At 70.4% G+C, this 11,864-nt stretch carries 10 protein-coding genes and 3 pseudogenes; 4 read left to right on the forward strand and 9 right to left on the reverse strand.

What is annotated here, in order from left to right:
* Positions 1–235: 235 nt before the first annotated feature.
* Positions 236–2,197 carry an acyl-CoA dehydrogenase family protein gene (locus ACFUJR_RS30750; RefSeq protein WP_383175878.1) on the reverse strand — a complete coding sequence of 654 codons (1,962 nt, stop codon included), beginning with the start codon at positions 2,195–2,197 and terminating at the stop codon, positions 236–238.
* Between the two features lie 173 nt (positions 2,198–2,370).
* Here ACFUJR_RS30750 and ACFUJR_RS30755 point away from each other — a divergent pair, with 173 nt between their 5' ends.
* Positions 2,371–3,177 (forward strand): methyltransferase domain-containing protein, encoded by an 807-nt coding sequence (locus tag ACFUJR_RS30755; RefSeq protein ID WP_383175875.1) that lies wholly within the window; start codon positions 2,371–2,373, stop codon positions 3,175–3,177.
* 264 nt (positions 3,178–3,441) lie between these two features.
* Here ACFUJR_RS30755 and ACFUJR_RS30760 read toward each other — a convergent pair whose 3' ends face one another.
* The 4 genes from ACFUJR_RS30760 to ACFUJR_RS30775 all read right to left on the reverse strand — a co-directional run bounded on the left by ACFUJR_RS30760 (position 3,442) and on the right by ACFUJR_RS30775 (position 6,329).
* Positions 3,442–4,428 (reverse strand): glutathione S-transferase family protein, encoded by a 987-nt coding sequence (locus ACFUJR_RS30760; protein ID WP_383175873.1) that lies wholly within the window; start codon positions 4,426–4,428, stop codon positions 3,442–3,444.
* Positions 4,429–4,636: 208 nt separating this feature from the next.
* Positions 4,637–4,801: a hypothetical protein gene (locus ACFUJR_RS30765; protein ID WP_383175870.1), complete on the reverse strand. Its 165-nt coding sequence runs from the start codon at positions 4,799–4,801 to the stop codon at positions 4,637–4,639.
* 305 nt (positions 4,802–5,106) lie between these two features.
* Positions 5,107–5,460, reverse strand: coding sequence for a DUF1206 domain-containing protein (locus ACFUJR_RS30770; protein ID WP_383450948.1), 354 nt, complete (start codon positions 5,458–5,460; stop codon positions 5,107–5,109).
* A 497-nt stretch (positions 5,461–5,957) separates the two neighbouring features.
* Positions 5,958–6,329, reverse strand: coding sequence for a hypothetical protein (locus ACFUJR_RS30775; RefSeq protein WP_383175867.1), 372 nt, complete (start codon positions 6,327–6,329; stop codon positions 5,958–5,960).
* A 538-nt stretch (positions 6,330–6,867) separates the two neighbouring features.
* Between ACFUJR_RS30775 and ACFUJR_RS30780 the strand changes: the two genes are divergently transcribed.
* Positions 6,868–7,233 (forward strand): hypothetical protein, encoded by a 366-nt coding sequence (locus tag ACFUJR_RS30780; protein WP_383175864.1) that lies wholly within the window; start codon positions 6,868–6,870, stop codon positions 7,231–7,233.
* A gap of 677 nt (positions 7,234–7,910) precedes the next feature.
* On the opposite strand, the gene ACFUJR_RS30785 is transcribed toward ACFUJR_RS30780, so the two are convergent.
* The 3 genes from ACFUJR_RS30785 to ACFUJR_RS30795 form a co-directional block, all read right to left on the reverse strand.
* A complete protein-coding gene (locus ACFUJR_RS30785) occupies positions 7,911–8,840 on the reverse strand; it encodes a hypothetical protein (protein ID WP_383175861.1) in 930 nt (309 codons plus the stop codon).
* Between the two features lie 90 nt (positions 8,841–8,930).
* The gene (locus ACFUJR_RS30790; RefSeq protein ID WP_383181503.1) at positions 8,931–9,344 is read right to left on the reverse strand and encodes a hypothetical protein; all 414 of its coding nucleotides are present in this window, start codon (positions 9,342–9,344) and stop codon (positions 8,931–8,933) included.
* Between the two features lie 128 nt (positions 9,345–9,472).
* Positions 9,473–10,462 carry an ArsR/SmtB family transcription factor gene (locus ACFUJR_RS30795; protein ID WP_383181506.1) on the reverse strand — a complete coding sequence of 330 codons (990 nt, stop codon included), beginning with the start codon at positions 10,460–10,462 and terminating at the stop codon, positions 9,473–9,475.
* A gap of 112 nt (positions 10,463–10,574) precedes the next feature.
* On the opposite strand from ACFUJR_RS30795, the pseudogene ACFUJR_RS30800 reads away from it, so the two are divergent.
* Positions 10,575–10,768, forward strand: a pseudogene (locus tag ACFUJR_RS30800) (nucleoside/nucleotide kinase family protein); the annotation flags it as partial.
* Between the two features lie 43 nt (positions 10,769–10,811).
* Positions 10,812–11,773, forward strand: a pseudogene (locus ACFUJR_RS30805) (hypothetical protein).
* A 7-nt stretch (positions 11,774–11,780) separates the two neighbouring features.
* Here ACFUJR_RS30805 and ACFUJR_RS30810 read toward each other — a convergent pair.
* Positions 11,781–11,864, reverse strand: a pseudogene (locus tag ACFUJR_RS30810) (transposase); the annotation flags it as partial.

Raw genomic sequence — 11,864 nt, forward strand, 5'->3', positions numbered from 1 at the left:
AACCACGGCTCCCTGGCCTCGGAGGTGTCCGCCCCGTATGCGCGGGGGGCCGGCCGGTGGGGGTGGGGGGCGTTGCCATGGGACCGCATCACGACTCCGCAGGTGGCGGCCGGGCCGGTCGAGCAGGCCGCGCCGTGAAGCGTTGGTGGCCCGCTCTCACGGCGTATCACCGGCCTGCATCTGCAGGGGCTGTACGGCAGGGACCGACCGCAGTCCGGACGGGGCCCGGCCCGGATCAGCCCACCAGATCCGGCGCGCGCAGCATCTCGGGCGGGATGCCCCACGCGTCGACGAGGTCGACGGCCAACGGCCGGACCTTGCGGCAGAGGTCGTTCACCTCTCGGCTGATCGCCTTGGAGCGCTGGACGGTCAGCCGGCCGTGCTCCATGAACCAGGCCCGGTCGGCCTCGATCGTCGACAGGGCGAACAGGTCGCACAGCAGAGCCAGGGCCACCTTCTCGTCGCCCTCGGGCATCGTTCGCACCTTGCCGACGAAGGCCTCCGTCACCAGCCGTTCGACGTGGGCGCGGGCGAGCGCGATGACATGGTCCTGCACCTGGGAGAAGACGGCGCCGGGGTCGCGCTTCTGGTCGATCCCACGTTTGATCCGGCGGGCCAGCCCGGCGAGCATGTGCTCCTCGCGGAAGCGGACCATGGCGAGCTGGTACTCCGAGTCGCGAAGCCCGGCCTCCTCGGCCCATTCGTCGCCGCCGGGCAGCAGGTCGCGCATCCGCTCCAGCAGCTTGTGGGCGGAGGTGCGTTCGATGACCGTCTCCACGGCGAGGTTGGCGAGGTACCGGACCATGCCGAGCTGGTCGAGGTCCTCGAACTCGCTCGCGTAATCGGTGAGCAGCCCCTTGGCCACGAGCTGCATCAGGACGTGGTTGTCGCCCTCGAAGGTGGTGAAGACGTCGCTGTCGCTCTTGAGCGCGGCGAACCGGTTGACGGCGAGGTAGCCGGCGCCGCCGCAGGCCTCGCGGCACTCCTGGACGGCCCGGGTGGCGTGCCAGGTGGCCAGCGCCTTGAGGCCCGCCGCCCGTGATTCGAGCCGGCGCCGCGCCTGAGCGTCGTCCTCGATGCCGGAGAAGACGTCATGCAGGTGCGAGCGCACGACGTCCTGCGCGAAGTGCAGGGCGTACGTCCGGGCGATGAGCGGCAGCAACCGGCGCTGGTGCAGGCCGTAGTCGAGCAGCACCTGCTCCTCGGCGCCCGACGTGGCTTCGAACTGCCGTCGCCTCGCGCCGTACTTCGTGGCGACGGCCAGAGCGACCTTGGCGACGCTGACCCCGGCACCGCCGACGCTCACCCGGCCCTGCACGAGCGTGCCGAGCATGGTGAAGAAGCGCCGGTCGGGGTTGTCGATCGAGCTCTCGTAGACGCCTTCGAGGCTGACGTCGGCGAACCTGTCGAGGAGCGCCTCGCGCGGGATCCGCACACCGTCGAACCAGATGCGGCCGTTGTCCACGCCGTTGAGACCCATCTTGCGGCCGTCGTCCTCGATCCGGACGCCGGGCGCCGGCTCGCCGCCGACCCGGATGGGCACGACGAAGGCGTGCACGCCCTCGGACCGGCCGTCCACCTCGAGCTGGGCGAAGACGACGGCCAGTTCGGCGTGGCGGGCCGCGTTGCCGATGTAGTCCTTGCGTGCCTGGCCGTCGGGGGTGGTGACGACGAACTCCTGGCGTGCGACGTCGTACCGCGCGACGGTCCCCAGCGCCTGCACGTTGGAGCCATGACCGGTCTCGGTCATCGCGAAGCAGCCCATCAGCTCCCCGGTGATCAGACCCGGCAGATAGGTGTCGTGATGGCGCTCGGTGCCCAGGTGCAGGATGGCGCCCCCGAAGAGCCCGAACTGCACACCGACCTTGACCAGCACGGACAGGTCACCAAAGGCCAGCGTCTCGAACGCGGCGATCGAGGCCCCGACATCGCCGCCTCCGCCGTAGGCGGCCGGGAAGCCCATACCGGTCTGTCCCGTCGCGGCCATCTCGACCACGATCTCGCGCACCCGCTCGCGAAACGCGTCCATGCCGAGTTCGTCGGCTTCGTCGAGAACGGAGGCATGCGTCGCCAGGTTGCTCCGGACGAGGTCGCGAATCTCGGCGTACTCGCCGTCGAGTACGGCGGCCAGTGAACGGACGTCGATGTCGGGGTGTACGTAGCCGGTCGTCGGGGTGGGTGAGTTGTCCAGGGCCATGCCGCTTCGCTACCCCGCCGCGGAAAGATCAACCGGAGCCGACCGAGTGGTGCTCCGGAGCCCCCAGGCGGCGCCCCTTTCGGGTCGAGTGGGGCGGGGCATCGTCGACAGGGGTGGCTCCGGCCATCAGACTGGTCGCGGAGGTGACGCGAGTGGTGGAGGAACCGGTGGAAATGAGGGCCGCTGTCCGGGAGACGTACGGTCCGGCCGATCTCAGTTCGGTCCCGGTGTTCGCCGGAGGGTTCATCAACTTCGGTTACTGGCGCTCGATCGACCTCGCCGGACCGCTCACGGTCGGCGACCGGGTCCGCAGCCAGAGGGACATGTACCGGCAGGTGCTCGACGCCGCCGGCCCGCTCTCAGGCCGGCGGATCGTCGAGGTCGGCTGTGGGCTCGGAGTCGGCTGTGCGCTGGCTCTGCGCGAGTACGGACCGGAGCAGGTGACCGGTATGGACATCCATCCGCAGCAACTGGACCGCGCCCGCCGGACCAATGCTGAGCTGCTGGAGACCTCTCCGTCGGGCCTCCGGTTCGTCCGCGGTGCCGCGGAGGAGATGCCGTTCGCCGACGGCGAGTTCGACTGTGTCTACAGCGTGGAGGCCGCTCAGCACTTCGACGACATGATCGCCTTCACCCAGGAGACGGCCCGGGTCCTGCGGCCCGGCGGGCGGGTGGCCGTCGCGAGCTTCTTCACCCCGGACGACGATCCGGGCAACGGAGCACGGCTCGCGTCGTACCTTGAGTCGTACGCCGACGGGCTGGACATCGCGCGTCCTGTCGCGCTCGTGACCGATGCGTTCGCCCGGGCGGGCCTGACGGACGCCCGGGCCGTGTCCATCGGGCCGGACGTGTGGCAGGGCTGGGACCGCTGGCTGTCGGACCAGTGGAAGCCGGGCACGTGGCCGCGTAACTTCCTGAAGGCCTACGAGCAGGGCAACCTCGACTACTACGTCGTCACGGCCACCCGTCCGCAGACCTGATCCCGCGACGCGTGATCCGCTGTCGCGCGCCCTCGAGGCCCGTGGAAGGGCATGCTCGACCTATACCCATCGTGCAAGTCTCTCCTTCGTGGGCGGCGGTACCCCCATTCCCTCCTCCCCGCCACGGACTCCTGAAGGAACCGCTCCCACTCGTCATCGGGCAGGGCAGAACCGCCCCGCCCCAGGGGGGAACGGCTCCGTACCAGGCCGGCCGGTTTCCTCGGCGCACCGAGCGGTTACGCCTCGCCGGTCCCTGCTGTTCGCTCAGGCGAGCGAGGGCACCCGCTCGGACCGCGGCGGAGGACCGGGCGGTGTGCCGTCGCCGAACGGCCGTCCACCGAGAGCGTCGCGGCCGTGGGCGGTGAGCCAGCCGCTCGTGTCCGGGCCTCCAGGGACGATCCCGGTCGGGTTCACGTCGTGGTGCACCACGTAGTAGTGGGCCTTGATCTGCTCGAAGTCGATCGTGTCGCCGAAACCGGGCGTCTGGAACAGGTCCCGCGCGTAGGCCCACAAGGCCGGCAGCTCCGTCAGCTTCTGCCGGTTGCACTTGAAGTGGCCGTGGTACACGGCATCGAACCTGACCAGCGTCGGGAAGAGCCGTACATCGGCCTCGGTGATCGTGTCACCCACCAGGTAGCGCCGGCCCGTCAGTCGCTCCTCCAGCCAGTCCAGCCGCTCCCACAGCCGCTGGTACGCCCTTTCGTAAGCCTCTTGCGAGCTTGCGAACCCACACTTGTAGACACCGTCGTTCACGTCCTGGAAGATCTTGTCGGCCACGTCGTCGATCTCGTCGCGCCGTTCCTCCGGGTAGAGCTCCGGCGCCCCGTCCCGCTGGTGGGCCGACCACTCGTGGCCCAGGTCGAGGGTGATCTGCTCGAAGTCGTTGGTCACCACCTGGCCCGTGGACACCTCGACGAGCGCGGGCACGGTGATACCGAGCGGATAGCCGGGCTGAAGAGCGTAGAACGCCTCCTGCAGCCGTTCGATACCCAGCACCGGGTCCTTGCCGCCCGGGTCCAGATGGAACGACCAGCTCCGCTCGTCGTGCAGTGGTCCGGCGACACCCATCGACAGCACGTCCTCGAGTCCCATGAGGCGCCGGACGATCGCCGCTCGGTTCGCCCATGGGCACGCCCTGGCGATGATCAGGCGATAGCGCCCGGGCTCCACGGGACAGCCGTCGCGACCGTCGGCCGTGACGCGTGTCGTGATGTAGCGCTTGTCCCGCTTGAACTCACCGTCGCCGGCCATGCCCCGAGCCTAACCATGGTGAGCCTCATGCACGCCGGTCACGCCGGTGTGGTCCCCCGAGGGAGTACTCGGCCGTGGTGCGCCGGCCAGGGTGTGGTTCCTGAGCGGCGCCGCATCGGCGAGGCACTCTCCCGCCCGCTGCGCGGCGTCACGCCGGCGTCGGCGGTGGCCTGTTCCGTGCCGGCGGGCGAGCGATGTCCGCGCTCCGTCAGATGGCGCGCACCGAGCTGAAGTCGACAGCCCGGTCCACTTCCTCCAGCACCCGCTCGGCCACCCGCCTCGCCTCCGCCGGTACGTCTCCGCGTTCCCGGACGAGAGTTGCGTAGATCGGAGCGTCGCCTGCTGCCCGGCCCATGGGGTCGTAATGGTTCACTGCGGTGGTCCTTATCTGCGGCGGAATCAGCTAGTGAGTGTACGGGGGCCGCGGTCGGCTCCACGCGATGCGGTGCGCTCGCTCAGAGCCCTCGACCCGGAGCTCTCGCAGGCGGAGGCCGAAGCCCGATGAAGACAGGGTGAACCGTCTGCCCGGTCGTCTCCTCCTTGTCCGCGTCACAGCCAGGTGGCGGCGATGACGCGTGCGCCTCCTCGCTCCACGGCGCGCGGCGCCCAGCACTTCGCTCTTCCCCTCCAAGCACGCCCGGAGGACGAGACCAGCAGAGGGCGCGCATCAGCGCCGCTTCACGCCCCGTGCCTTCGGTCCCGCTCTCCGCGTCTGGTCAGACCTTCCTCCACTTCGCCTGACCGAATGAGAAGAGGCCGAACAGGGACGAGCCCGACCGCCACAGCCATGAGCAACCACGGACCGGCAGGCGTCCGGGCGAACGAACGGATCGCGTCATCCATGCCCTTGGCCTCCGCCGGGTCGAGCACGACCGCCGCCTTGGCCCCGAACCAGCCCACCGCCGCGAAGACGCAACCTCGTGCGACACCGCCGACCATGCCGGTGACGTCCGTGAAACGCCGTGCCTCGCGGGATATCTGTCCCCACGTCAGGTGATTGCGGTACCTGTGCATCACCGCGCTCCCCGCCATGCACACAGACCTGCCACCGACACCGACGGCCACCGCGCCGACCCTCGCCCCCTGGAGCGGCGGCACCGAACACCGCCTCCGCAAGCCGTGTTGCGATCGCGCGGCCTGGCTGCATCGCCGCCCGCACTCGGCGGGAAGGAGCCACCAGCGGGTCAACCCACCGCGGGTCGCTGGACGTGGCCGGCGAGTTCGGCAGCATTGCCAGGCGCGGCTTGCTCTGCGCCCAGGGCGGCGGGGGAGGACAGTCACCGATGGCTGACGCTTCCGTTCGGAGCGGCCGTCGGCGAGAGACCGCTGCCGCTCCTCGACACACGCTACGAGATGGGCGGGGCTCGACGGAGACAACCCGGCAACGGAGGGACGGGCGTTCACGATCGATCTGGGCGTCGGGCGCCGACGGGTGTGCGTGGTGGATCGGACAGGGACCGGGCGTCTGCCGTACTCGCGCCGCGCAGGCCAGGCACGGATCCTGCGCGTGCCGGATCCGGTGTGGAGGATCAGTCCTCGGCGCGGGCTGCCTTCCTGGCCCACAGGACGAGGGGCACCTGGAGGGGGAGGCGGGCGTAGGCGAGGGTCCTGGCCGCGGCAGGGCGGTCGCGCCAGTCGTACGCCATCTTCACGTTGGCCGGGAAGACGGCCGCGAAGAACAGGGCCGTCGCTCGGGCGCTCGCCCGGCGCGTTGCCGGAATCGCGAGCCCGGCGGCCAGCATCAGCTCGGCGGCGCCGCTCGCTCTCGTCCACGCCCGGGGGCTGCCGGGCAGTGCCTCCGGAACGATGGCGTCGAACTGCCGGGGTGCGACGAAGTGCGCGGCGCCCGCGGCGGCCAGCAGGCCGGCGAGCAGAAGAGCGGGACGGGCTGGCCGAGACATGGGCTCCTCCGGGAAGTGGCGGGCGCCGACATGTTACCCGAGGGTATGTACAGATGGCCGGGACGCCGCCCCACGCATGGCCCGGCTGCTGTCTGCCTCGATGGCGCGGATGCCCTACTCACGCGACGCCCGCAGGACATCCGCGTCCGGGCCGGCGAGGTACGACGGGCCGCTGCCCGGCCCGGCGTCGACGCGGCGTTCGAAGGGCAGCCGACCAGACCCGTTCGCGGTGGCTGAGGGCGAGCGAGCCGAAGGGCCCTGACTTGCTGTCGCCCACCGTCCGCACTGCACCTGGCCGCCATCCTCATCTGGCCCCGCGAGGTGGCAGGACGCCGACGTGAGCCGGTCTGCTGGAGGTCGACCGGCGACGCCGGCCCCGTCCCGGGTGACGGTCCGTCGGCGTGAGGAACTCGCCCGCCTGCGGGGTCTCGAGGTGGTTGGAGTCGACGAGACCGTCCGCCAGGATGCCGCCCGAGGCCAGGTCTTCTCTTCGGCGGGGAGGGTTCTTCGTCAAGGAGGCAGGCTCTAGGATCCGGGGGTGCGGCGCGCTGAGGTCCTGAAGAGAGTGATCGGCATCCTGACGGAGGCTGAGGAGATCCGACGTGCTGCGGAGGCTGGTGAGGACGAGGACAACTCCGAGCTCGGATCACGCGTGGTGACGCAGATGCTGAACGAAATGCTGCCCACCATCAGCGTGCCGGCCGATGCCGCCCCGGACGAGGTGGCGCGGCTTGTCGCCCGCGCTCTCGGCCCCGCGCTGCAGACCATGGTCGCCGGGTTCACTCTGGCCTTCACCAGCCTTGCCATGACGCACGACAGAGGGCAGACCGAAGTCTCCTCGGCCGAGGTATTGCAGGCGCTGGCCTTTCAGGTGGAGGCCGGGTTGTTCGACGAAGGCCCGTGACCTGCTGACAGCGCGACCGGCGCGACGGGGAAGGCGCTGCAGCGGACGGCTGACGATGGAGCCCGCCGCCACGCCCGTCGCCACGCCCGCGGCTGCGCGGGCCGTCGTCTGAGTGTCAGCCGTAGCCTCTGACCGGCGTGTCTCACCCCGGTCTCGGATGCCTCGCGAGCGTGAAGACAGGTCGCCTTGCGCTTCCAGCGAGCCGTTCCGCACATCCACGACACGGAACGCTCTCGCCTGGCCCTCAGCTCATCGAGTCTGGACCGGCCCCATGGATGGATCTTCGAGCGGTCGGTCGGTCGGCAGCAGAATCTCGGAGAGACTCACAGCGGGGCGGCCGAGTATCGCTGTCAGCGCGCGCTGCTGACGCTCGGTCAAGGAGGCGACGAACACGGCTGCGTCAGCATCGGCCTGCTCGCATACCTCGGCCACCTCTCGGACCTTCCCGTAGCTCAGGAGGGTTCGCGAGGAATAGGGCAGGGCCATTTTTCGGACCCCGCCGTCCGAGACGCCCCGTCGCTGCACGATCTGCCCGACGACCCGAGCGCCGCGCGCGCACCGACCGCCAGGCCTCGTGACCCCGTAGCCCGGCGTCGGCTCCCGCCGATCACCCCGCCGGGAGTCGACGCGATCCGAGGTTCTCAGGAATCGGGAGCGGTCAGGGCGGTCAGGGACGGTCAGGGCGCGGGGAAGGAGAGGCGCACACCGTGCCGTTCCTCCGCGCGGCGGAGGGCCGGGACCAGGGTCTTGCGCAGTTCGTCGATCTCGTCGGTGTGGTCGGCGAGGAAGCGGGTGCGCAGCCGCTCGCGGATCGGTTCTCGGACAGCTTCCACCGGGCGCATGCAGTCGGCGTACGCGCCGCCCAGGACGTGGTTCTCGCGCGGGAGGTCGACCGGGGCGGCGGAGTGCAGGCGGGTGTCGGTGTGGCGGAAGAAGCCGTCCTCGTCGGGGACGTCGATGCCGTGGCGTGCGAGGCAGTCGGGCAGTGCGGCCATGGCCTTGACCGTGGCGGGGTCGCTGCTCAGGGAGTCGAGCTCTTTGAACCAATCGGCCTGGAGCTGTACGTAGGTCTTGCGCAGCGCGTCGGCGGCGGCAGCGCCTTCGTCCTGGCAGCGGCGCACCTCGTCGGGGGTGCCGGAGCGGTCGGTGGCGGGAGGCGCCGCGGGCATGGGGACCTCGGCGCTGTGGCTGAAGCCGTGTTGGGCGATGAAGTCCAGGTCGGGCAGCTCGAAGAAGCGGATGAACGCGGGCGGCGGGGCGTTCTGGGGGAGGGCGAAGCCGCCCTTGGACGCGCACGAGGCCGTGACAGTGTGTGCCACTTGCTGCCCGAACGTGTCCAGCCCTTGCGTCCAGCGGCCTTCGGCACCGGTCGCCGGGAGGAGCATGCGTACGGGGTCGTCCGGCAGTGCGTGGGTGACCCGGGCGGAGGCCACGGGGGCCTTGGCAGGCGGCGCGGATGGCGTCGCCGGGTCCGAGGTGTCGGCAGCCGTCGAGCAGGCGGCGAGCACGGATACGACCGCCGCGGCGAAGACGGCGCGGACGACGGCACGACGAGGCCGTGGCTGCGGCCGACGCCGGACCGCTGGACGAATCACCTGGTCTCTCACCCCTCTTCCCTCCCCTTTCTTTCGTCTCCACCGGCGCGCCGGGGTGCCGCCGGCCCGGCCGACGGCACCCCGGGTGACAGAGGCACAGGGTCAGTGGGTGATCCGGACCCTGTCGCCGCCGTCGTAGTAGCTCGCCACCCCGAACCTGGTGCCGCTGCCGACGTTGGTGCACAGCCAGTACCGGGAGTCGTTGATGCTGTGGGAGCCGTCGTAGGCCGTGACGTAGCCCTTGGCGCAGGTGAACCAGCCGCTGGAGCCCAAGAGGCGGCCGGCGTAGCGGTCGTAGCTGCGAGAAGTGGAGTTGTTGGAGTAGGTGAGGTTGAGGTCGCTGCAGCCGCTGTCGGCCTTGCTGAGGATGGTGCTCGAGCCGCGGTAACCCGTCGTAAGGTACGAGTTCACACAGGCCTGCGCCCCCTGCTCGGCGGCGGACGCCGCAGGTGCGAGGACCACGCAGGTCGCGGCGGCCGAGGCGATGGCCATGGCACCGGCGAAGGTTCGCTTCATGAGTCTCCCCCATCGTTTGTTGCGACGAACGGGCTGGCAGCGGTTGCCCAGCCCGGCGTTCGCTGGACACTCTGGCAGCGTGCCGCATGCGCTTTCCACGACCTTCGAGGAGGTTCGAAAGACCCGGATCAGGCGGCGGAGCTCGGCGTTCCGGTGCTGAGCAGCGCCGCCCCGACCGGGGTGAGGGTGTGCAGCACGGTGTTCTGCCAGCGCTGGGTCGTGATCAGGCCCGCGCTGCGCAGCACGGTGGTGTGATGTGTGGCGGTGGCGGGCGAGACGCCCAGCTGCTGGGCCAGTTCGGTGGTGGTCGCTCCGAGGGCGAGGGTCCGCAGCGCGGCAGCGCGGGTCTTCCCCAGCAGGGCGCCGAGGGAGGCGTCCGAGGGGCGCTCGGGCGCAGGAGGCCGGGAGTCGTACAGCGGGTAGACCAGCACGGGCTGCAGTGCGTTGTCGGCCAAGGCGATCGGTGTCCGCCAACAGAAGTAGGACGGGATGATGCGCAGGCCACGGCCGTCGAGGCGCAGGTCCCGGTCCTCGACGTAGTCAACCTCGAGGACCGGCGGGCACCAGCGCATGGCGGATGTGAGTCCGCCGAGCAGTCCGTCGACGCCCGTATCGACGGTGACTCGGGCGCGTAGGGCCCGCTCACCGGCGATCCTGGCGTAGATATCGTCCTGGTACGGCGCGATGACGGCATCGTGGTAGGCGCGCAGGGCCTTGACGAGTTCCTGCCGGGCCTTGCTCTCCACGAGGCGCCCGCCCCAGGGAGGTCCTCCGTTGGTCCGCTCCAGCCTGCGCACTTCGGAGGCCACCCGCGTGGGCGGGGTGTCGAGTATCGCGGTGAGTCCCTCGTCAAGTCCTTCTGCGGCCTGGTGCGGCGTCAGGAAGTCGGGAAAGTAGGCCGCCCGGGGCACGACGGGGACGAGTAATCGGCGCACCGCCTTGCCGAGCGGGGTGTTCGTCAGGGCGTCCCGGGTGGTGCGGTGCCAGTCGGCGTAGGCCCAGCGCCCCTGCGAGGTCTGGAGCCGGTGCAGGCTGCAGACGATCTCCCAGAGTGGATCGGGACGTGTCGCCAGCCTGACGCGGGTGAGGTCCGCAGACGTGAAGTGGATGCGCAGCACGAGAATCGCCCCCCATTGATGGTCGTCCTGCTCACGGCAAGCGTGGCGGTGGCCGGTACGGAAGGCAAAGCGTCGCCCGGCGTGTCGCCGCTGGGCCGGAGTGCACCACGTCGAGGGCAACTACCTGCTGCACGACGAAGGGCCCTGGGCGCGGATCCGCGCGCTGCTGGACGAAGCGTGGTTCCTCGAGGTCGACCAGGGCGAGCGGCTGCGTCGGCTGGTCGACCGGCATGTGCGCTTCGGGAAGGAGCGCCCGCACGCGGAGCGCTGGGTCCACGACTCGGCGAATCCAACGCACGGTTGATCGGTACGCTCGAATCAGTGACAGCTTCGAGCGAGGGCGGTTGACGTGGGGTTTTTCCGGCGAAGCCCGAAGCGCGGCCGGCGCGACGCGCCCCGGGACCCCGAGTTCTCCTTCTTCTCCGCCGACGAGGGGGCACGGTTCCGCGCCCAGGTCCGCGAGGCGTTCGCCGAACAGGGCCTCGAGGTGACGGTCTACCCCGACATGGTCTCCGACAGTGCCGGCCGGTAGTTCGGCCTCGGCAACCTCGCCACCGTGTGCCACAACGACGAACGGGGATCCCGTGTATGGCGCGAGCTGATCCACCAGCATGTCGGCATGGTGCTGCGCACCATGGACGCGCCGTCGGCGCTGGAGACCCTGCCCGCCGAGCAGATCCGCCCCCAGCCGTACCCCCGCGTCGTCGGCGCCGAGGGACTCGACCCGCGGAAATTCGCGTACGCCCGCGCCGTCGCCCCCGGCCTGCACGAGATCCTCGCGCTCGACCTCCCCGAGAGCGTCATGATGCTGACCGACGAGGCGCTCGAACCCCTCGGCGACCTGCCCTATCTGCGCGACCAGGCGCTGTACGACCTCCGCGGACTGCCCGTCGAGGCGTACGAGACCGTCATGGATTCCGAGGGCCTGCGCTTCGAAGTGGTGCTGGGCGACTCCTTCTACACGGCGAGCCGGGTCCTCGCACTGGTAACGCTGGTACGGCAGGTCACCGGCGAGGAGCTGACCGCCGACGGAGCCCTGGTGGCGATGCCCTTCCGGCACCAGCTCGCCTTCCACGCCACCGGCATGCTCCCCGCCCCCAACGCGATGGCGCCTTCGCCGCCACGGGGTACGAGGACACGCCCGGCGCCATCAGCCCGTACGTCTACTGGTAGCACGGCGGCACCCTCACCCAGCTGAGCGACCGCAACGAGGACGGCGAAGGGCTGCAGATCGTGATCGGCGAGGAGTTCCACGAGCTCCTTGAGCAGCTTGTCGCCAAGGAACAACGGCCCCCGGGGGACGAGAACTAGTGCCGCATCAGGCAACGTTCGCCCTGTCGACGACGGCGCGTAGGTGCCGGTCGTCGGCGTGGCGGTTTCGCCAGATGATGTAGCGGCGGAT

Origin of the sequence: Streptomyces sp. NPDC057271 (assembly GCF_042668715.1) — a bacterium.
In the GTDB taxonomy this organism is placed as follows: domain Bacteria; phylum Actinomycetota; class Actinomycetes; order Streptomycetales; family Streptomycetaceae; genus Streptomyces.